Origin of the sequence: Allobosea vaviloviae, assembly GCF_001298265.1 — a bacterium.
Taxonomy (GTDB): Bacteria; Pseudomonadota; Alphaproteobacteria; order Rhizobiales; family Beijerinckiaceae; genus Allobosea; species Allobosea vaviloviae_B.
In genome coordinates this window covers 1-20288 of record NZ_LGSZ01000024.1, presented here as the reverse complement: position 1 = coordinate 20288, position 20288 = coordinate 1, and the positions used below count along the sequence as shown (strand labels likewise).

Here is a 20288-nt window from a genome sequence, read left to right as displayed (position 1 = left end):
CCGCACGGGCGGCTTCCACCGCCGCGTTGAGCGCCAGCAGGTTGGTCTGGAAGGCGATGTCGTCGATCACCCGGATGATGTCGGAGATCTTCTGCGAGGCGCTCTCGATGCGCGCCATCGCCGCGACGGCATCGCCGGCAATGGCGCCGCCCGACTGCGCGGCCTGCATCGCCTCGCCGGCGATGGACGCCGCCTGCCGCGAGGCCTGGGCCGAGGCCTTGACGGAGGCCGCGAGCTCTTCGGTCGTGGCGGCGGTCTCCTCGAGCGAAGAGGCCTGCTCCTCGGTGCGCTTCGACAAATCGTCGGCGCCCATGTTGATCTCGCGGGCGGCGAGCCCGACATCCGCAGACGTCGCCTGGATCGTGCGCATCGTCGTCGAGAGGCGGTCCACGGTTTCGTTGATCGCATCCTTCAGGTCGCCGAAGCGGCCGCGATAGGCCGTGTCCACCCGGTTCGTCAGGTCGCCGCTGGCGATCGCCTGCAGCGCCGTCGAGAACTCGCGAGTGGCGCCGTCGACCACCGTGTTGATCTCGTTGATGCCGGAGACAAGCTTCTGCATCTGCGCATCGGCGTGATCGATCTGGAGCCGGGCCGAGAAATCGCCAGCCGCCGCTGCCGCCACGACCTCGCCGACATCAGACACCACCGCCTCCATCGACTGCGCGCGGGCGAGACGCGCCGCGGCGGCCGCACGTTCCTGCTCCTGCAGCTGGGCGACCTGTTCACAGCTTTCGCGCAGCACCGAGAGGGCCTGCGCCATGGCACCGATCTCGTCCTTGCGGTCGAGATGCGGTACGGCGACTTTGAAATCGCCGTGCGTCAGGGCCCCCATCGCCGCGTTGACATCCAGGATCGGGCTGACGAGTGAGCGCTGGGCGAAGAAGACCGCGATCAGAAGCGAGCCGAGCAGCGTCACCGCCAGCACGACCGGCAGCATGATCTGCGCCATGTGGGTGAAGTCGGCGGCCTCCTTGCCGAGCGTGTTGCCCACCGCCTCGTTACTCTTGACGAAAGCCATCAGCAGGTCGTTCAGGGCCTTGCGGTTGGTGCGGTTGCCGTCATTGTTGCCTTGGGCATTGGCTGCGGCCGTCGAGACCTCGCGGCCGAGACGAATGGTTTCCGACCGGAAGGTGATGAAGTCCGCGATGGCCTTCTCGATCGCGAGAGCCTGGCCGCGTGCGGCCTCCGGAGCCATGCGGGTCAGATCGGCTGCCAGCGCGCGCAACTGCGGGAAGCGAGCCTCCATGCCCTTGGCAAAGGGCTCGGCATCCGCGGACGCCTTGGACATGTAGACGCCGCGGGCATCCATCACGACACCGAGGACGTGACCGTTGATCCGGTCCGTGATCAAGGCGAGATCGGCCTGGATTGCGGAGCGCTGGTTGAGATCATTGGAGCGGGACAGCGCCCACAGGCCCAACGCCGAGGACAGCAACGCGCCCAGCGAGATGATCGCCATGATCGCGACGATTTTGATGCGGATGGATTTCAAGGTTTCTTGCCCTTGCCTGACCGCTCGGACGAGCGTCTTTCATCGGAGGCGGCCAGGCATCGTTGGTGCCGCCGCGGAAACGACGGTCGAAAGCCTTGGTGCCTTCTGCGTCACGCGGCAGCTTCCGCTGCGTCTGCTTAACATTGAGTGAATCAGGCCGACCATTGCTGGCGGATTAGGCAATTTGCTCGGCGTGCATACGATCGCGGCTTGATCCGTCTCGGGACAGGCGCAGCAGGTTGTCGCCTCTGGGTCATGACGGACAGGTCAGCGGCGTGCAACGTTCATACGGGACGTGCCGCCTGTCTACCGGGGAGATGTGAGGCCCGGTTGCGGGCGCTCGCTTACCGACAGCGGTGCCTATGGATCGATCAGTTGGGGCGGCTCAACGTCTGGCGGGGGTAGTGGGCGACCTCTGCAGCGGCCGGGGCTTGGGCCCTGCTTATGTCTACCACTGGTAGCGCAGAGCCGTCTTTCCGCCGAAGCTGCGGCTGTTCTTGGCGAACTCACCTTCAAGCGATGCGGCGAGAGCGAAGCCGTGCGCAAGCTTCAGTTCCGCCGACGCCGTGGCGCGCAGCGCGTTGCGGTCGAGCGCCGTGCCGCCGACGACGAAGCTCGCGCCGGGCAGGGTCTGGAAGCTCGCCACCGTGCTCGAGCCGGTATTGCCGTTGCGGATCCAGGCCGCGCCCGCTTCGAGATCGAGCGGCTTGCCGGCGAGCACGAGTTGCGCATCGGCCCGCAGGCCAAGCTCGCCGCGCAGCCTCGTCGTGTCCCGGCCGGCATAGGCGAGCGCGAAGGTGCCCGGCCCCGACAGCGCGGTCTCGCGATAGCCCGGCAGCGAGACGGTGGAGAACTGCCCGGCGGCATAGGGCGTCAGGCCGACAGAGGCGAGCCCGAAGCGATGGCCGGCCTCGATGCGGCCTGCCCAGCTGTTGGCGTTGAAGCGGCCCTGGAGCCGGTCGAGCCCGGCGACGGTCCGATCGGTGGTGACGTCCTGCCAGGCATAGGCTGCCGAGGCGGTGAGATAGCTCCGGCCGAACTGCTGACGGATGAAGGCGCCGGCCTGGAACAGGTCGGACGAGCCCGAGCCCAGGCCGTAGGTGTTGAAGCTGGTAGCGCCGCCACCCAGCGCGAAGCCGGCGACAGTGTCCGTCGAGATGCGGTAGTCGGCACCGGCGATCGCTCCATAGATGCGGCTGGTGCTGGCGGCGGTGCCGGCGCCGGCATCGGCCCCGTTGAACTGGGCCGCGCCATAGCCGCCGGCCCAGACGCTCCAGCGCCAGAGATCGGGATCTGGCGTGATCGCGGGCTGAACGGCGCCCTTGCGTGTCGGCAGATCCTCCGCCTGTCCCTTGGTGGCCGTGTAGGAGGCAAAGCCCGAGGGAGCAGCCGCAAGCGCCACCCCGCGCCCGTCCGGGACGTTGGGCGTGAGCGCGCCCATGAACTGGCTTACTGCATTGGCGCTGGTCTGCTGCACGCCGGTCGCCGGCTCGCCTGAAACCTGCGACAGGCCGGCCGGCGTCAAGCTGCCGAAGACGGCGGGGATGCCGCCGGTGCGGTCGAAATAGCCGGTCAGCGCATTGGCGGCACTGGTCTGGTTCGGGTTGAGGCCCTGATTGACCGGCCGCATCGGCGTAGGCGTGGAAGCTGGAGTCGGCGTGGGCGTCGGCGTGAAGTCCAGCGTCAGGTCGAGGAAGGCGTTGTTCGGGTCGTAGCTCAACGCCGATTTGAAGCCCGAGGGCAGGTTGGTGTCGACCTTCTGGCCGAAGGTTCCGACCACGCCGCCGGCGGCGTTGAGGATGGTATACTGTTTGGCGATATAGGTGCCTGCGGCGAAGGAAGCGGCCACCGTCGCGCCGCCGAGCGTCGCCGAGCCGGTCACGTTGACGCGGTCGGAGGCCGTGGGCGAGACCTCGACCGCATAGGTTGAGGCCGCGTTGAAGGAAAGGTTGCCGTTGACCAACAAGGTGCCGATCGAATTGCCCGGCGCCAGCGTGCCGCCAGCAATGATGGTTGTACCGACCGTGCCCGAGCCGCCGAGCGTGCCGCCGGTGTTCACCGTCAGGCTCGACGAGGTGGCGATCGAGCCGTTCACGATCAGCCGCCCGGCCGACACCGTGGTCGCGCCGCCATAGGTGTTAACCCCTGTGAGGATGACGTCGCCCGCGCCGGTCTTGGCGAGCCCACTGGCGCCGGAGAGAATCGCCGAGACTGTACCCGCCTGCAGGTCGAAGCCGGCGGTCGAGGACAGCGTGCCGTTGCTGAGCGTGCCGCCAGTGAGCGTAAAGGCGCTGGCCGCCTGCGTGGTGCCGCCGAGATCGAGCGTGCCGGCCGATACCTGCCAGGCCATCGTCGCGCCGGGCGCGTTGCTCACGGTCCAGGTGCCGGTTCCCGCTTTCTCCAAGGTGCCGAAGCCTTGATACTGGCCGGCAGGCCCCAGCTGCGAGAGATCGAAGGTTCCGTTCGCCGCGCCCCCCAGCGCGAAGGTGCTGGTGCCTGCGGCCACGACATTGCCGGTAACCGACGCGCCCGACCAGAATTCGAGGCGGTTGGTGCCGCCGGTGAAGGTGATGGCGTTGGCGCGCGTGACGCCGTCGCCCGAGAGGCCGCCGGTGACGACGGCTGTTCCTGCGAGGGTGAGGCTCAGATCGGAGCCGAGCACGCCGACGCCACCTGCTCCGGCTGCGCCACCAACGGCTGCACCGGCGCCGCCGTTGCCCCCCGCTCCACCGCTGATGGCAGCATTGATATTGACCGTTCCGCCCTGGGTCAGCACAAGCCCCGCGCCACCGGCGCCGCCGCCGCCGCCAATAGATCCCATGGCGCCCGCCGAACCTCCATTCCCACCCATGCCCCCGGCGATGGCCATATTGACATTCACCGTCCCGCCCTGGGTCAGCACAAGTCCAGCGCCGCCGGCGCCACCGCCGCCACCTATCTGAGCTGCGTCGCCTCCGTTTCCGCCCCCGCCACCACTGATGGCCGCATTGACATTGGCCGTCCCGCTCTGGGTCAACTCGAGGCCCACGCCGCCCGCCCCGCCAGTGCCAGCGATGCTGCCCGCATTGCCCGCACCGCCTCCACTACCGCCCGCGCCTGCGGCGATGGCCGCGTTGACATTTGCGGTCCCGCCCTGGGTCAGTTCGAGACCCTTGCCACCCGAACCGCCGGCGCCGCCAATTTGATTTCCACCTCCTCCGTTTCCACCCCCGCCACCGCTGATGGTCGCATTGACAGTTGCCACACCGCCCTGAGTGTACTGAACGCCGACGCCGCCATCGCCGGCAGCTCCGCCGATGAATCCTCCGCCGCCCGCGGTGCCGGCCGTACCGGTCGTCGGCGTCGTGATGGTCACGTCCGCGGCCTGCGCCGCCCCCGGCGACAAGGGGTCGGTCAGCAGCAAGGCCGGGAAACAGGCGATCAGTAGGGCGCGCCGGCCGGCGCTACCGAGCATCGCGGCGCGCAGCCGCGGGCAGGCCGGGGCGCTTCGAGCCGGGCCTTGCAGTCGAGCGGGAGGCGTGTCGGGGGCGGGAAGCAGGGAAAGGGTGGGCGAAACCTGTTCGAAAGCCTGCGCGGCGCCGCATGCGCCACCCATCGACAAAACCATCAGAGCCCCCGCCATCCCAGGGGGGCGGAAGGCCCCCCGAATCGCCGCCGTCCAAGGCAGCGCAGGAGCGCAGAGGGCATCGGTTATGGTTAGCGCAACGTAAACGGATGTTGCCAGGTGGCGCCCCGAAACGACGCGAAACAGGGCGGCGGCGGCCGCCCGTCGCGTCAGGCCCGTCCGCGCGCGCTCGCCTGCGGCTGGACGCGGTGGGTCAGGAAGTTGCGCAGTTCGGTGACGCGGCGATGGTCGTCCAGGACCTCGGCATCGAGGCCGTGGGCCCAGGCGAGATCGCGCCGTGCCGGGTCGGCGTCGAGCGCGCGCAGATCGGCGAGCCAGCCCTGGGCGGCTGCCTCGTCCGCGCGGAAACCCTCCTCGATCAGGATCGGCACCATCCGGCCCATGATCGACGCAACCTGGCGCAGGGGGAATTCGGGATGGTACTGCACGCCCCAGAAAACGCCGCCGCCATGGCGGATTTCGGCCGCCTGAACCTGGCTATAGGCGTTCGAGGCCAGGATCGTGGTGTCGTGCGGCGGCAGGGCGACGGTGTCCAGATGGATCGCGGGTGCGTCGAAAGAGACCGGCCGTCCGGCAAGCAGCGGATGGGCCCGGCCGGCCTCGTTGGGGCTGATCTTGCGGGCGAAGCCGACCTCGCGGCCCCTGGGATTGCGGATGACGTTGCCGCCTGCCGCGACCGTGCCCATCTGGATGCCCCAGCACGAGCCGAAGCAGGGCGTGCCGCTGGCGTAGATCGCGCGCATCAACTCGATCTGGCGGGTGACTGCCGGTTCGATCTCGTAAATGTGAAGCGCCGAGCCGGTCAGGAAGATGCCGTCATAGGCTTGCAGGCCGGCACCATCGGGCAGATTCGCGCCCTCGTCGGCCGGCAGGCAGATGTCGGCGACGGCGCCGGGAACGATCGCGGCGACCTCGGCGGCATAGGCCTGCGCCGGCTGGGCGCCATAGCCGGCGGCATGGGCCTGCCGCTGCTCGCGGGTGTTGCCGTCGACGAAGAGCAGGCGGAGCTGTCGGGCTGAAACATCGAGCATGGGGCGGCCGGCGGAAGAAGCGCTACGGGGGAATGCGCGGGGCGCCGGGCATCCGTGCGCCTCATCCCACATGACGGGAAGCGCATGCAAGGCTATTGCAGGTGCCCGTCAAACGAGCAGGCCGTTCCCTTTGCCCCCAGCTAGACCTTTGTCCGCAGCCAGAACTCTGTCGGTAGCCAGAACCTGGCCGCAGCGCCTCTGGGGCAATCCCTATCCGCTCCTGGTCGTGACCATGCTGATGTGGGCCGGCAATTCGATCGCGAGTCGTCTCGCCGTCGGCAATATCCCGCCGATGACGCTGACCTCGTTGCGCTGGGTCTTCGTCTGCGCGGTGGTTCCGTTCCTGCTGCGGCGCCAGCTCGCCGAGCATTGGCCGGTGCTGCGCCAGCGCTGGCGTTTCATCGCGGCGATGGGCGCACTCGGCTTTACCGCCTTCAACGCGCTGATGTACATCGCCGGCTATTCGACCACGGCGATCAATATCGGCATTCTGCAGGGCGCGATCCCGGTTTTCGTGCTGATCGGCGCCTTCATCGCCTATCGCACGCCGATCGCGCCGCTCCAGGCGCTGGGCGTCGGCATCACCCTGCTCGGCGTCGCGGTCACGGCGAGCCGCGGCGACATCGATGTGCTGGCGCATTTCCGGTTCGCGATGGGCGATCTCTACATGATCCTCGCCTGCATGCTCTATGCCGGTTACACGGTCGCGATCCGCCAGCGTCCGGCGGTTCCAAGCCTCGTCTTCTTCGTCGCCGTGGCGAGCTTCGCCTGCCTGTTCTCGCTGCCATTGCTCGGGCTCGAGGTCGCGACCGGGCATTTCTTCTGGCCGACGACGCAAGGCTGGATCATCCTGGGCTTCGTCGTCCTCGGGCCGTCGATCCTGGCGCAGCTCACCTTCCTGCGCGCGGTCGAACTGATCGGGCCGGGCCGGGCCGGCGTCTTCGTCAATCTGGTGCCGGTCTTCGCGCCGGTCCTGGCGGTCGCGATCATCGGCGAGACGCTTCACGCCTATCACGCGTTGGCGCTGGTCCTGGTGCTCAGCGGCATCTTCATCGCCGAGCGGCTGGGGCGGCGGGGGCGGGCCTGACGTCATGTTCGGGGTTTCAGCGTCATGCTCGGGCTTGACCCGAGCATCTCGGAAACCATTGCCATCCGGTCGTGAGATTCCCGGGTCGAAGCTATGCTTCGCCCGAGAATGACGGTCTGCCATCAGCGCAATGCGCTCACCGCAGCCTTCGCCACGGCGGCATGGGCCGCCTCGCGCTCTTTCGCATCGGCGGTCGAGCCGACCAGATAGACCGCGATCGCAAAGACGCGGCCATTGGGCAGCGTCACCAGGCCGATATCGTTGGTGGCGTGGTTGACCCCGTCCATGGTCAGGCCCGCGCCCGTCTTGTGGGCGAAGCCGGCGCCTTGCGGCAGGCCGGCGCGGATGCGGTCGGGGCCGCTCTTCGTCTGCGTCACGATCCCATCGATCAGGGCGTTATGGGCGGGGTCGCGCAGCCAGTTGCCCTTGGCCTGCGCCTCGACGAAGAGCACGCTGGCCTCGGGTGTGGCGCTGTCGCGTTTGTCCTTCAGTGCTGCCAGCAAGGCGGCCTGGCGTGTCTTGCGATCGAGCGCCGAGAGTTTTGTCCGATAGGCCGGCTCGTCGATCACCTGATCCCAACCGAAGCCCGGCAGGCCGAAGACCTCGGGCTGGAACTGCCGCTCATAGCGATCGACCGAGATGCCGGAGATGCCGCCATCCCTGAGCATGGCGCTCACGACCTTAGGCCCGCCGATCTCGCGCATCAGGATGTCGGCGGCGGTGTTGTCGCTCTCGCCGGCTGCGAGCGCGATCAGCTCCCGCAACGGGTAGGCATTGCTGTCGCCCTTGAACGCCTTGGCGAGCGGGCTGTGATAGAGCGAGAACTCGCTGCGGCGGATCGTGATCGGCTGGTCCAGCTGGAGCTTGCCGGCCTCGACCGCCTGGAGCGCGGCGATCGCGAGGGGCCATTTGAACACGCTCTGCATCGGGAAGGATTCGGTGCCGCGATGCGACCAGGTCTTGCGGTCCCTGAGATCGAGCAGGGCGACGCCGAGCCGGCCTTGCGACTGCCGCTCGATCGCCGCGATCTCCTTGTCGAGCTTCGCCTTGTCCCAGTCGGCGGAGGTCGGCGTGGCGGTAAGGCAGGCGAGGGCGAGGCAGGCATAGGCGCGAAGCATGGTCATCTCCCGTGAGCGGTGCGCACGGGAGAGGGAGAATGGGGCGTCAGCGCGGCGGGGGCTCAAAAGGCCTTGGGAAGGCCGGCATCCTTGAGAACCTGATTTGCCGTGTGCCGGGACTTGGTCCCGGCATCGACAGTCACTTGAGTCTTCGTTTCAGGATGGCGCCATATCTCATGGTCGCCCTTGGCCGGTCTGTCATACTCGTATCCGGCCTTGCGCAGAATTCTCTTCAGACGCGGGCCGATCTCGACCATCAGGCGGCCTGGACGATGTCCGAGACATGGACTTCCATGTCGATCCGAAGTTCTTCCTCGGTTTCGAGAAAATCCGGTACGAGCAGTTTCAGGCGCTCGCGCAGGGCTTCAATGGTGTCGGCTTCGGTGACGATCCCGGCATCGGTGGTGGAACTCGCCCACCAGACGCCGGCCTCGTCGTCGCGAAACACCTCGAACTTGACGATCCGCATGGCCCGCTCCTTTGGAGGCAGGACCATAGCACGCAGCGCAGCGAAATTCACGGCGTCTAGAACCGCAGCCGTCGCGCCCGCTTGACCATCGGGATCTCGTGGATCTGGGCGAGCAGCGCGTCCGAGATCGGCTCGTCGACGGCGACGTAGCAGATCGCGTCGCCACCGGGCGTGTCGCGGCCGAGCGAGAAGGTGGCGACATTGACGCCGGCCTGCCCCAGCAGCGAGCCGAACTGGCCGATGAAGCCCGGCTTGTCGGCGTTGCGGACATAGAGCATGTGGGCTGCGAACTCGGCGTCGACCTGGATGTCGCGGATCTCGACGATGCGCGGCTTGCCGTCCTGGAACACCGTGCCGGCGGCGTGGCGCGGCATGTCCTGCGCATCCACCACGATGCGGATGACGCTCTCCAGATTGCCGGCGACCTCGCGCGTCATCTCCTCGACGACGATGCCCTTCTCCTTGGCCACCATCGCCGCGTTGACCATGTTGATCTCGGGCAGGAAGGGCCGCAGCACGCCGGTGATGGCGGCGGCCGAGATCGCCTTGAGGTTCAGGCTCGCAACCGCGCCCTCATACTCGATGCGGATGCCCTTGATCGGCGCCTCGGTGAGCTGGCCGAGGAAGGAGCCGAGCTTTTCGGCCAGCGCCACGAAGGGCTTGATCCGGGGCGCCTCCTCGGCCGAGATCGAGGGGAAGTTCACGGCGTTGGTGATCGCGCCCTTCAGCAGATAGTCGCTCATCTGCTCGGCGACCTGGAGGGCAACGTTCTCCTGCGCCTCATTGGTGGCGGCGCCGAGATGGGGCGTGCAGACGACGTTGTCGAGGCCAAACAGAGGATTGTTCTCCGCCGGCTCGACCGAGAACACGTCGAAGGCGGCGCCCGCGACATGGCCGGACTTGATCAGCGCGGCCAGAGCCGCCTCGTCGACCAGCCCGCCGCGGGCGCAGTTGATGATGCGCACGCCCTTCTTCGTCTTGGCGAGGTTCTCGGCAGAGAGGATGTTCTTCGTCTTTTCCGTCATCGGCACGTGCAGCGTGATGAAGTCGGCGCGCTTGAGCAGGTCGTCGAGCTCGACCTTCTCGACGCCGAGCTGCACGGCCCGCTCGGCCGAGAGATAGGGATCATAGGCGATGACGCGCATCTTCAGGCCGATGCCGCGCTCGGCGACGATCGCGCCGATATTGCCGCAGCCGATCAGCCCCAGCGTCTTGGCGGTGATCTCGACGCCCATGAAGCGGTTCTTCTCCCACTTGCCGGCTTGGGTGGAGAGGTCGGCGGCCGGAATCTGCCGGGCGAGCGCGAACATCATCGCGATGGCATGCTCGGCGGTGGTGATCGAATTGCCGAAGGGCGTGTTCATCACGATGATGCCGCGCGCGGTCGCTGCGGGGATCTCGACATTGTCGACGCCGATGCCGGCGCGGCCGATCACCTTCAGGTTCTTCGCGGCTTCCAGCAGCTTGGCGGTGGCCTTGGTGGCCGAGCGGATGGCGAGGCCGTCATAGTCTGAGATCATCGACAGGAGCTTGTCCTTGTCCTTGCCGAGACCCGGATCGAACGTCACCTCGATGCCGCGATCCCTAAAGATCTGCACGGCGGCGGGGGAGAGGGCGTCGGAGATCAAGACTTTGGGGGCTGGGTTCTGAGCGGTCATGGGGAGTGGCTTTCGGCTGGCGCGGCGCGGCGGCGCTCTGCGCGGGAAAGGGATCAGCACGTCATGGCCGGGCTTGACCCGGCCATCTCGGGACGCGGAGGCGCGGGAAGGCGCCTCTTCTGGGATGAGATGGTCGGGTCAAGCCCGACCATGACGCAGGGTGTCAGGCCGCCTTCTTGCCCAGGCCCGCCCTGGCCTCGGCGAACGCATACGCCACCCACGGCAGCAGCGCCTTGAGATCGCGGCTCTGGACGGTTGCGCCGCACCAGATGCGCAGGCCCGGAGGGGCGTCGCGGTAGTGGCCGAGGTCGTAGCCGGCGCCGGCCTTCTCGATGATCGAGACGACCTGCTTGGCAAAGGCCGCCTGCGCGTCGGGAGCCAGCGCAGTGACGGCCGGGTCGGTGAAGGTCAGGCACACGCTCGTGTTCGAGCGCGTCTTCGGCTTCACCGCGAGGAAGTCGATCCAGTCGTTCTCGCGCACGAATTTCGCGATGACGCGCAGATTGCCGTCGGCGCGCTTCACCAGCCCGTCGAGCCCGCCGACCTTCGTCGCCCAGGTCAGCGCGTCGAGATAATCCTCGACCGCGAGCATGGAGGGCGTGTTGATCGTCTCGCCCGAGAAGATGCCCTCGATCAGCTTGCCGCCCGAGGTCATGCGGAAGATCTTCGGCAGCGGCCAGGCCGGCTTGTAGGTCGTCAGACGCTCGACCGCGCGGGGCGACAGCACGATCATGCCATGCGCGGCCTCGCCGCCGAGCACCTTCTGCCAGGAGAAGGTGGTGACATCGAGCTTGGCCCAGTCGAGCTTCTGCGCGAAGGCGGCCGAGGTCGCGTCGCAGATCGTCAGGCCCTCGCGGTCATCGGCGATCCAGCTCGCATCCGCCACGCGCACGCCCGAGGTCGTGCCGTTCCAGGTGAAGACGACGTCGCGATTCTTGGTGTCGACCTTCTTCAGGTTCGGCAGTTCGCCATAGGGCGCTTCAAAAGTGCGGACATCGGTGAGCTTGAGCTGCTTGACGACATCGGTGACCCAGCCGGCGCCAAAACTCTCCCAGGAGACCATGTCGACGCCGCGTGCGCCGAGCAGCGACCACATCGCCATCTCGACGGCGCCGGTGTCGGAAGCGGGCACGATGCCGATGCGGTAATCGGCCGGCACCTGCAGCACCTCGCGCGTCAGGTCGATCGCGCGTTTGAGCTTGTCCTTGCCGATCTTGGCGCGGTGCGAGCGGCCGAGCGCGGCGTCACCAAGGGCTTTGAGGGACCAGCCGGGGCGCTTGGCGCAGGGGCCGGACGAGAAATGCGGCACGCGCGGCAGCGCGGCCGGAGCCGTGTTCGTCATCGATGTCTCCATCCTTACAGATGGGCGCGCCACGGTGGGGTGGCGTGTCCCGAGGCGGGGCGTAAGGCCGGAGGGTGGGGGGAGTCAAGCGGGGGAGGAAGCAGGTTTAGCTTTTGTGAGCGCCGCTTCGATTTCGACTTTCAGAGACGCGCACACTTCAAGCCCTGGGGTTGGGCTTCGTAGTTTCGACAGGCGTGCTAACCTTGGCGCATCTATAGTGTCCTTATAGCTATTTTGGACGGCTTTCTTTATCATAGATAAAAATTCTTTTCCTTTGACTGTATTCTGACAAAATTCTCCTAGTTCTCTCCAGCGAGCAGAGGGTATGCTTCTTAGCGGTGCGGGGAAAGTTGCAACTGCGCTCGATAGCGCGGTGTTGAAATCTCTTTCGACATCATCTTTGTTGCATAGCAGAAGTGCTGCCTTTAGAAATTCTTCTCCTTCGGAATCATCTATGGATAGTAATGATGCCAAGTGCTTTGCATCGCAAAATGAAGATTCAATATCTGATCCGTCTGTTATCCAGCTTCTAATCCCGTTTTCTTCGTATTTTCTGTTTTTTCTCCATTCATTTATGTCTGCATCCGACATAAAATCACGGTCTCTATGAACCATTGCTGATATATCTAGTGTTTGGCTAAGTTTTCGTAGTGCATCTCCATGGGGAAGCCCTGACGAGCCAAATGTGGGCCACACGATTATCTTACGTGCTAGGCTCGGCCACTGCTCAATAATTCCTTGTATCAATACAGTTTTCTCATCTTCCGTAAACAATATTAGCTCTTTGTCAAGAGCCCCCCATCCCATTCTTTGCCGGATTGTTGTCTCATTCTCGGATCTGAGCGCGCCACGATCCATCCACCTTACTTTTGTCTTCTCGCTGCAGGCCCGGACGAGACTAGGCGAATGTGTTGTTATGATAAACTGCGTCTCAGGGAACTCTATTGTCGCCTCTTCAATCGCTTTGATAAGAAGCTCTTGCGTTCCGGGGTGAAGATGAGCGTCGGGTTCGTCAATTAACAACAGTCTCGGCTTAAACTTCAGTAGATAAGCAAATATCTGAACTATCTGCAAAAATCCAGTGCCAGCCATTTCGAGTGGCTTGCGTTGTTGCGCGATGTTTCGTCCTGGAGAATGCATATCTTGCGTCAAAAACTGTGCATCAATATTTATATCTCTCAATCTATCAAATTTTATCCAAAATCTAATTCCAGGAATGACTTTGCCAACCCACTTGTTTAGTTCTGTTAATTCAACGTGATCTGTTCCTGTGCCAGCGCCCGAGCTACCGGGGACCAATTCGAGGAGGATGTGTCTGAGGACGGCGCCGCCTTCGCCGGATGCCGCTCGCCTATGCAAAATCGGGGTTGCCAAAAGCGTCTCTGTTTCGGCAAGCCCTGCAAGCCCGGGAATATAGGCGGTTTGAGGTGTTGCGGCTGTCATTATTCCAGATAGGGGTCCATTTATAAGGGCTTTCGCTCCCGCATCATTCCTAGCTGCGCTAAGTTGTATGACGGTTTCCTCTCCTTCGGAATCGAGGAAACCAACAATTATTTTAGGCATACCCTCACTATTTTGGATTCTTTTCTTGTGCGCCAGCTGCAAAAATTCTCTACTCGGAGTATAATCCATTTGTTCTAAGGTAGTATTGTTATTGTTGCTTCTCAGAGTGGCGCATCTAACAGACCAATGGATCGCTTTTAGTATTGATGATTTTCCAGATCCATTGGCGCCTACCAAGACGGTTACGGGCCCGAGGTCAATGCTCACGCGCTGATCTATGCGCATAAAATTCTCTACGAAAACTCCACTTATCACGTCAGTTCTCTCTCTGAGTTTCGATTGTAGGAATGTACGATCGAATCGGGTTCCCGAATTCCAATTCAAAGATGCACATCGTCGAGCCAGTTCGCAAAATATATCGACGCCGCGTTGGTACGTTGATGTCTTGATCTAGATTTGAGCCGCTGGCACGGCGAAGCCGTGACGGATGAGGGCCGGTGCCGCGCGCCCTCATCCCCTGCCGGACCTTCTCCCCCGAGGGGAGAAGGAGGCTGATTTATCGCCGCCGCCTCTGCCCGTAGTATGGTGCCCCCACCTCATCCCCGAGGGGCAGCCATCCGGAGGTGTGCCGTTGGTGGGGGTGGGGGGCGGCGCCTGCGGGTGGAGTCACGATCCACTCCCGGGAGGCTTCGGGGCACCGCCCTGGGGGTACTACGGCCCCTGTGCGAGGAGCTCGCTGGAAAGGTCTTACGGCTCACGCCTTCGTCCCATGCCCAAATAGGCGCGACAACCCGATGAGGGGAACTGGCGTCGAAAGGGCTCGCGGCGGAGGATGGCCCTCGACCCCATAAGCGCGGCCCGGAGTCACAAATCGCCGATGAGCGGAGCGCCACGGGGCGTGCGGATGGTGGCTCAATCCATCCGCGCCGCAGCCTGGCTTAGGGTTGCGGCCCGATACCCTCGCGCCTCGCGGCGCTCCGCTGCCCCTCATTGTTCAAGCGCGCGCATGCGAATGCGGGCGGGGATTTGGCGTGCCCTCAGAGGCGAAGCGCGGGGAACCCCTCTCCCGGATGGGAGAGGGGCAGGGGTGAGGGACCGCCGCTGATCGTTGAAACGAGACGGAGCCGTGGCGCCCCCTTGCTGCATCGGCAGGCCCTCATCCGGCGCTCCGCGCCACCTTCTCCCATCCGGGAGAAGGGAAGAGGCGTCGCGGTTGTGGCTGCGTGCGCGATCCCTTCTCCCTCGGGGGAGAAGGTGGCAGCGCGCAGCGCTGACGGATGAGGGAAGGAAGGGCTCACCCGGTCAAGGCGCCCTCATCCGCCCCTGCCGGGGCACCTTCTCCCCCGGGGGGAGAAGGAAGAGAGGCGTCGCGGGGGCAGGCACGCCTGCCATTTCATGATAGGCAACCGCGACATCCCGCAAGCAGGTTCCAAGACCATGGCCCAGAAGACCCCCGAACAATTGTCCCGCGAATTCGAGGGCCGCAAGGCCAAGGGGCTGGCCAAGGGCGGCGCGGCGTTCTGGCCCAACATCATCGCCAATGCCGTGCTGAAGCTGACGGCCGCGAAAGCCGGGATCACGGTATCCGCGCTGAGCGAGCTGATCACGAAAGACGCCGAATCGAGCGACGCGGTCCGCAAGGCCGGCGCGGCCGAGGCGCTGGCCCGGCTGCGACAGGCGGTGGCGAAGGCGGAGGGGTGACCTGCGTCATTGCGAGCGCAGCGAAGCAATCCAGGGGGCGTAGAGCGCTGCCGCTCTGGATTGCTTCGCTGCGCTCGCAATGACGGTGGTGGTTCTTCTCAGCCCGGCTCGCCGGCGATGATGCCCTTGCGCAGCAGGAAGCAGCCATAGGGGCGGGGATCGCCGACCTGGACCACGGCGAAGGCCTGTCGCGCCTGATCATAGAAGGCGAAGCGCTCCATGCCGGCGAGCGGGGTGTGCGTGCCCAGCGCGGCGTCGAATTCGCGCTGGACGGCGACCTGCACGGCGGGAATCGTCTTGGGCTCGTCGACGACCTGCATGCGACGCGCCGGGTGCGGCTCGAACTCGTCGATCGGCAGCACGGAGAGGATGGCGCGCGCGACGCGTTCCATCGTCAGGCCGGGCAGGCGGACGAGCTGCCCACTGGTCGTGGCCCGCGCAATGGCCTCGGCCGGGTGGTTGGCATCGACCAAAGCGAGGTCGTCGCCATGCCCCATGGCGGCGAGGATCCAGAGCAGGTCGGCGGAAAGGACGGGGTCGAGGGTCTTCAGCATGGCGGTCGGCTCACGGTTGTCGTCCTCGGGAGAGATAGAGGCGGGCGGCGTTGCCGCCGAAGATCGCCTCGCGCTCGGCGTCGCCGCAGCCGCAGAGCAGCGCGGTCGCGGTGTCGAACCAGCTTGCGTAATCGGCGCGCAGCGTCAACACCGGCCAGTCGCTGCCGAAGATCAGGCGGTCGGGGCCGAAGCTCGCCAGCAGGTGGTCGATCGCGGGGCGCAGCGTCTCGAGCGTCCAGTCGGGCGCGGCCTCGGTGACGAGGCCAGACAGCTTGCAGAAGGCTTGCGGATGGGCGGCGAGCGCGCTGATGCCGTTGCGCCAGGCGGCGAGATCGGGCTTTGTCAGATCAGGCTTGGCGGCGTGGTCGATCACCACGGGGAGCTGCGGATGACGCTCGAGCACAGCGAGCGCGGCCGGGATATGGCGCGGCTTCAGCAGCGCGTCGAAGACGAGGCCCTGCGCGATCATCGCCTCGAAAGCCGGCGCGAGCACCGGCCGGGCGAGCCAGCCATCATCGGCGATGTCATGAACCATCGGCCGCAAGCCGACGAGCAGCGGATCGGCTGCGAGCGCCGCGATCGCTTCCGCAACATCGGGCGCATCGAAATCCGTCCAGCCGACGACGCCGGCCACGAACGGTGTTTGGGCGGCTGTATCGAGCAGGAAGCGCGTTTCGGCTTCCGTCGGCGCGGCCTGCACCAGGATGGTTTGCTCGATGCCGTGGCGGGCGAGGAGGGGGGCGAGGTCGTCGGGCGCGAAGTCGCGGACAATCGGCGCAAGCTCGGGCGTCAGCCAGCCATAATCACCGCGCGCGAGCTGCCAGAAGTGCTGGTGGGCGTCGATGCGCGGCGTGCTCATGATGTCGCCGGAAGATCCGCCGGCACAGGCACATCGGCGCCGAGCAGGCCTTGCGCCTTCAACTCGGCCCAGAGCGCGGCGGGGACGGGCTGCGAGAGTTCGGCGATCTGGTCCGCGACCTCGGCGGGCGAGACGGCGCCCATGACGAGGCTCGCAACCGCCGGATGGCCAAGCGGGAAATGCAGCGCGGCGCGGCGCAAGGGTACGTCGTGGCGGGCGCAGACGGCCTGGATCGCGCCGACGCGGGCGAGGATGTCGGGCGGGGCGGGGTTGTAGTTGTATTTCGCCCCCGCGACCGGGCCGGTGGCGAGGATGCCGGAGTTGAAGACGCCGCCGAGCATCAGGCCGATGCCCTTCTCCAGCGCCAGCGGCATGAAGGAGGCGAGCGCCGGCTGCTCCAGCAGGGAGTAGCGCCCGGCGAGCAGCATCGTGTCGAAATCGCCGGCGCGGGCGAAGCGCTCGCACATCGCGGCCTCGTTGACGCCGACGCCGATCGCCTTGACGGCGCCGGAGGCCCGCAGGCTTTCGAGCGCGCGATAGGCGCCGTTCATCGCCTCGCTGAAGCGCTGCTCGATCATCGCCTCGCCATGGGTCCAGACATCGACGTCGTGGATCAGGACGATGTCGATGCGGTCGACGCCAAGGCGCAGGGCCGATTGCTCGAGCGAGCGCATCGCGCCGTCATAGGAGTAGTCGAAGCGCATGCCGTGTGGCAGGCCGCCGAGATAGCCCGAGCCGTCGCCGCGCCCGGCGAAAGGCTCAGCGACGCGGCCGACCTTGGTGGAGAGGATGACCTGGTCGCTCCCGGCCCGTCGTAGCGCCGCGCCGACGCGGTGCTCGGAGAGGCCGTGGCCGTAAAGCGGGGAAGTGTCGATCAGTGTGACGCCGCCGGCGATCGCGGCCTCGACGGTCGCCACGGCCTGCGCTTCGTCGAGACGGGCATAGAGATCGCCGAGCGGGGCCGCGCCAAATCCCAGCGTCGAGACGGGGAGTCCGCTGCGGCCGAGCGGGCGCGGCGCGAGGGCGTTGGCAGCGGACATGCGAGGCGTTTCCGTTATCGTTGGCAGCACTATGTGCATACCAACATGTTAGCTTGCAACCGTCTTTGAACGGCGTTAGCGTCAGCGCCAAGATGGCAGGCGCGACGGAGTGAAGCCCGGCACGCCCGCCAGATCAACAAGCCCGAAAAGGGCCAAGCCCAAGTCCAGGGAGGGACAATACGATGAGCGAGACCATTCTCAAGCCGACCCGTCGCGCGCTGATGCGCGGTGCTGCTGCGCTCGGCGCTGCCGGGGCGATCAGTTCGCCGCTGGTGCTGCGCGAGGCGCGGGCCCAGGCCGCGTTCAACTGGAAGCGCTTTTCGGGCACCACCATCGACGTGCTGCTGGTCAAGAACCCGCGCTCGGACCTGATGCAGGCCGCCGAGAAGGAGTTCACCGAGCTCACCGGAATCAAGGTCTCGGCCGAGCAGGTGCCCGAGCAGCAGCAGCGCCAGAAGGCGGTGATCGAGTTCGCCTCGGGCAAACCGAGCTTCGACGTGTCGGGCATCTCGCTGCATGTGCAGAAGCGCATGGCCGCCAAGGGCAAGTGGTTCGAGGATCTGACGCCCTATATCAAGGACGCCTCGCTGACCTCGCCCGATTTCGACTTCGCCGATTTCGGCGCCGGCCCGGTCGCCTATGCGCGCCAGGCCGACGGATCGCTCGATACGATCCCGTTCTTCGTCGATTACTGGATGGTCTACTACAACAAGGAGCTCTTCGCCGCGAAGGGCGTCGACTATCCCAAGTCCATGGACGAGATGGCGACGGTGGCGGCCAGGCTGCATGATCCCGCCAAGGGCATCGCCGGCTTCGTCTCGCGCGGCCTGAAGAACGCCAATGTCCCGGTCTGGGCGAGCCTTTTGCTCGGCCAGGGCATCGAGACCACCTCGTCCGAGGGCAAGCTTCTGACCGACACGCCGGAAGCCGTCTGGGCCGGTGAGCTCTACAAGAAGCTCAACAAGGATTCCGGGCCGGCAGGCCAGGTCGGCTTCAACTGGAACGAATGCCAGACCAGCTTCATGCAGGGCCGCGCCGCGATGTGGCTCGACGGCATCGGCTTTGCGACGCCGCTGGAGGACCCCAGCAAGTCGCGCATCGTCGGCAAGGTCGGCTACGGCATCACGCCGCCGGGTCCCAAGGCGCATCACGCCGGCATGTTCGCCGACGGCATGGGCATCTCGCGCGGCTCGCAGAAGAAGCAGGCCGCTTGGCTCTATCTGCAGTTCATGACCAACAAGGCCCAGCAGATCGCCATGCTGAAGGCCGGCGCCGGTGCGCCCGGCCGGGCCTCGGCCTATCTCGATACGGACACGATCTCGCAGTCGAAATTCGGCAAGCAGTATTTCGACTGCCTGCTCGGCTCGGCCAAGATCGCGCGCGCGGCGTTGCCGCAGATCGTTCCGGTGACCGAGTTCCGCGACGTCTTCGGCGTGGCGCTGACCAATGCGCTGGGTGGCGCGGATGTCGCGGCCGAGCTGAAGAAGGCGACGGAGACCTTCGCTCCGGTTCTGGTCAAGAGCGAGCAGGGCTGAGGTCGATGCGTCATGGCCGGGCTTGACCCGGCCATCTCGCGACGAGTGTGCGGTTTCATGGAGATGCCCGGGTCAAGCCCGGGCATGACGGCCCTGGCATGACCACGACAACCCTTCCAACGACAGTGTCCGGGCCGGTCCAGCCCGCGCCCCTCCAGCACTCGGCCGATTTCACGCCGCGCTATTGGCTGTTCGCGGCGCCGGCTGTGCTGGTGGTCACGGCGGTCATCGTCTTCCCGTGGCTGTTCACGCTCTACATGTCCGGCCATGACTGGAAGATCGGCGGCGGTCCGGAATTCGTCGGCCTGCAGAACTTCGCCGAGCTGTTCCGCGATACGCGCTTCCTCGAATCGATGGGGCACACGCTTTATTTCACCGTGCTGGCGGTGGTTTTGCCGATCGTCTTCGGCACAGCCGCCGCGCTGGTCTTCCACCGCGAATTCCCGTTCCGCGGCCTGCTGCGCACCATCTTCGTGATGCCGATGATGGCGACGCCGGTGGCGGTCGCGCTGGTCTGGACAATGATGTTCCACCCGCAGCTCGGCGTATTGAACTACCTGCTCTCGCTCGTCGGCATCGGCCCGCAGAGCTGGGTCTATTCGCCCGACACGGTGATCCCCACGCTGATCCTGGTCGAGGTCTGGCACTGGACCCCGCTGGTCATGCTGATCGTGCTCGGCGGCCTCGCTGGGTTGCCGCGCGAGCCTTACGAATCCGCGCTGATCGACGGCGCCAATGACTGGCACATGTTCCGCCACATCACGCTGCCGCTGGTCTGGCCCTTCATCATGGTGGCGATCGTGATCCGCACCATCGATGCGCTGAAGGCCTTCGACACGATCTTCGTGATCACGCAGGGCGGGCCCGGCACGGCGTCCGAGACGCTGAACATCTTCCTCTATCTGCAGGCCTTCCAGTTCTACAAGATCGGCTACGCCTCGGCCGTGGTGGTGATCTTCTTTGTCATCGTGATCATGCTCTCGCTGCTGCTGCTCTATGCGCGGCAGAAGTCGAAGTGGAACGCGTGATGGTGATCTTCGACGCGATGCCGCACCGCGACGCGTCCCCTTCCCCCCGCTTGCGGTGGGGAAGGGTTAGGGATGGGGGGCCGCAAAGCCAGAGCCCTGTCCTTGATCGTCGCGCCGAGCGGGACTGGCCCCCCCCCCCGCCCCCCCCCCCCCCCCCGGGGGGGGGGGGGGGGGGGGGGATCCCCCGCCCGCCACCCCCGGGGCTGCGCCAGCTACGGCTATTCTACTCCCTAGTAGTCGCCTCGC

Annotated in this window: 15 protein-coding genes and 1 pseudogene; 4 read left to right on the top strand and 12 right to left on the bottom strand. The window is 65.8% G+C overall.

What is annotated here, in order from left to right; genetic code table 11:
* The 3 genes and pseudogenes from AE618_RS29230 to AE618_RS05460 form a co-directional block, all read right to left on the bottom strand.
* Positions 1-811: pseudogene (locus tag AE618_RS29230) on the bottom strand (methyl-accepting chemotaxis protein); the annotation flags it as partial.
* A gap of 1129 nt (positions 812-1940) precedes the next feature.
* The gene (locus AE618_RS05465; RefSeq protein WP_054208046.1) at positions 1941-4946 is read right to left on the bottom strand and encodes an autotransporter outer membrane beta-barrel domain-containing protein; all 3006 of its coding nucleotides are present in this window, start codon (positions 4944-4946) and stop codon (positions 1941-1943) included.
* A 320-nt stretch (positions 4947-5266) separates the two neighbouring features.
* Positions 5267-6148 (bottom strand): type 1 glutamine amidotransferase, encoded by an 882-nt coding sequence (locus tag AE618_RS05460; RefSeq protein ID WP_054208045.1) that lies wholly within the window; start codon positions 6146-6148, stop codon positions 5267-5269.
* A gap of 148 nt (positions 6149-6296) precedes the next feature.
* Between AE618_RS05460 and AE618_RS05455 the strand changes: the two genes are divergently transcribed.
* Positions 6297-7235, top strand: coding sequence for a DMT family transporter (locus AE618_RS05455; protein WP_054208044.1), 939 nt, complete (start codon positions 6297-6299; stop codon positions 7233-7235).
* 122 nt (positions 7236-7357) lie between these two features.
* Here AE618_RS05455 and bla read toward each other — a convergent pair whose 3' ends face one another.
* The 6 genes from bla to AE618_RS27205 form a co-directional block, all read right to left on the bottom strand.
* Entirely contained in the window at positions 7358-8353 is a 996-nt protein-coding gene (bla, locus tag AE618_RS05450) for a class A beta-lactamase (protein WP_054208043.1), read from the bottom strand.
* A gap of 62 nt (positions 8354-8415) precedes the next feature.
* Entirely contained in the window at positions 8416-8610 is a 195-nt protein-coding gene (locus AE618_RS05445) for a type II toxin-antitoxin system HicA family toxin (protein ID WP_054208042.1), read from the bottom strand.
* Positions 8610-8822 carry a DUF1902 domain-containing protein gene (locus AE618_RS05440; protein WP_054208041.1) on the bottom strand — a complete coding sequence of 71 codons (213 nt, stop codon included), beginning with the start codon at positions 8820-8822 and terminating at the stop codon, positions 8610-8612. Before AE618_RS05440 ends, AE618_RS05445 begins: the two co-directional genes overlap by 1 nt.
* A gap of 56 nt (positions 8823-8878) precedes the next feature.
* Complete coding sequence (gene serA / locus AE618_RS05435) at positions 8879-10480, bottom strand: phosphoglycerate dehydrogenase (protein ID WP_054208040.1); 1602 nt, start codon at positions 10478-10480, stop codon at positions 8879-8881.
* A gap of 163 nt (positions 10481-10643) precedes the next feature.
* Positions 10644-11822, bottom strand: coding sequence for a phosphoserine transaminase (locus AE618_RS05430; protein ID WP_054208039.1), 1179 nt, complete (start codon positions 11820-11822; stop codon positions 10644-10646).
* A gap of 84 nt (positions 11823-11906) precedes the next feature.
* On the bottom strand, positions 11907-13640 hold the full coding sequence (locus AE618_RS27205) for an ATP-dependent nuclease (RefSeq protein WP_282568489.1): 1734 nt from the start codon (positions 13638-13640) through the stop codon (positions 11907-11909).
* A gap of 1122 nt (positions 13641-14762) precedes the next feature.
* Here AE618_RS27205 and AE618_RS05425 point away from each other — a divergent pair.
* Complete coding sequence (locus AE618_RS05425) at positions 14763-15026, top strand: hypothetical protein (protein ID WP_156330121.1); 264 nt, start codon at positions 14763-14765, stop codon at positions 15024-15026.
* A gap of 98 nt (positions 15027-15124) precedes the next feature.
* Here AE618_RS05425 and AE618_RS05420 read toward each other — a convergent pair whose 3' ends face one another.
* The 3 genes from AE618_RS05420 to AE618_RS05410 are packed head-to-tail and all read right to left on the bottom strand — an operon-like array spanning position 15125 to position 17479.
* Positions 15125-15580 carry an RbsD/FucU family protein gene (locus AE618_RS05420; RefSeq protein ID WP_054208037.1) on the bottom strand — a complete coding sequence of 152 codons (456 nt, stop codon included), beginning with the start codon at positions 15578-15580 and terminating at the stop codon, positions 15125-15127.
* A 10-nt stretch (positions 15581-15590) separates the two neighbouring features.
* Positions 15591-16439: an amidohydrolase family protein gene (locus tag AE618_RS05415; protein ID WP_054208036.1), complete on the bottom strand. Its 849-nt coding sequence runs from the start codon at positions 16437-16439 to the stop codon at positions 15591-15593.
* The gene (locus AE618_RS05410) at positions 16436-17479 is read right to left on the bottom strand and encodes an aldo/keto reductase (protein WP_054208035.1); all 1044 of its coding nucleotides are present in this window, start codon (positions 17477-17479) and stop codon (positions 16436-16438) included. Before AE618_RS05410 ends, AE618_RS05415 begins: the two co-directional genes overlap by 4 nt.
* A 182-nt stretch (positions 17480-17661) precedes the next feature.
* Between AE618_RS05410 and AE618_RS05405 the strand changes: the two genes are divergently transcribed.
* Positions 17662-19014 carry an ABC transporter substrate-binding protein gene (locus tag AE618_RS05405; RefSeq protein WP_054208034.1) on the top strand — a complete coding sequence of 451 codons (1353 nt, stop codon included), beginning with the start codon at positions 17662-17664 and terminating at the stop codon, positions 19012-19014.
* A 98-nt stretch (positions 19015-19112) separates the two neighbouring features.
* Complete coding sequence (locus AE618_RS05400) at positions 19113-20042, top strand: carbohydrate ABC transporter permease (RefSeq protein ID WP_082365017.1); 930 nt, start codon at positions 19113-19115, stop codon at positions 20040-20042.
* The last annotated feature ends 246 nt before the right edge of the window (positions 20043-20288 follow it).

Excerpts from the sequence above, each read along its gene's own strand:
- AE618_RS05465 (WP_054208046.1), bottom strand. The coding sequence starts at position 4,946 with ATGCTCGGTAGCGCCGGCCGGCGCGCCCTACTGATCGCCTGTTTCCCG.
- AE618_RS05460 (WP_054208045.1), bottom strand. The coding sequence starts at position 6,148 with ATGCTCGATGTTTCAGCCCGACAGCTCCGCCTGCTCTTCGTCGACGGC.
- bla (WP_054208043.1), bottom strand. The coding sequence starts at position 8,353 with ATGCTTCGCGCCTATGCCTGCCTCGCCCTCGCCTGCCTTACCGCCACG.
- AE618_RS05445 (WP_054208042.1), bottom strand. The coding sequence starts at position 8,610 with ATGGTCGAGATCGGCCCGCGTCTGAAGAGAATTCTGCGCAAGGCCGGA.
- AE618_RS05440 (WP_054208041.1), bottom strand. The coding sequence starts at position 8,822 with ATGCGGATCGTCAAGTTCGAGGTGTTTCGCGACGACGAGGCCGGCGTC.
- serA (WP_054208040.1), bottom strand. The coding sequence starts at position 10,480 with ATGACCGCTCAGAACCCAGCCCCCAAAGTCTTGATCTCCGACGCCCTC.
- AE618_RS05430 (WP_054208039.1), bottom strand. The coding sequence starts at position 11,822 with ATGACGAACACGGCTCCGGCCGCGCTGCCGCGCGTGCCGCATTTCTCG.
- AE618_RS05425 (WP_156330121.1), top strand. The coding sequence starts at position 14,763 with ATGGCCCAGAAGACCCCCGAACAATTGTCCCGCGAATTCGAGGGCCGC.
- AE618_RS05420 (WP_054208037.1), bottom strand. The coding sequence starts at position 15,580 with ATGCTGAAGACCCTCGACCCCGTCCTTTCCGCCGACCTGCTCTGGATC.
- AE618_RS05415 (WP_054208036.1), bottom strand. The coding sequence starts at position 16,439 with ATGAGCACGCCGCGCATCGACGCCCACCAGCACTTCTGGCAGCTCGCG.
- AE618_RS05410 (WP_054208035.1), bottom strand. The coding sequence starts at position 17,479 with ATGTCCGCTGCCAACGCCCTCGCGCCGCGCCCGCTCGGCCGCAGCGGA.
- AE618_RS05405 (WP_054208034.1), top strand. The coding sequence starts at position 17,662 with ATGAGCGAGACCATTCTCAAGCCGACCCGTCGCGCGCTGATGCGCGGT.
- AE618_RS05400 (WP_082365017.1), top strand. The coding sequence starts at position 19,113 with ATGACCACGACAACCCTTCCAACGACAGTGTCCGGGCCGGTCCAGCCC.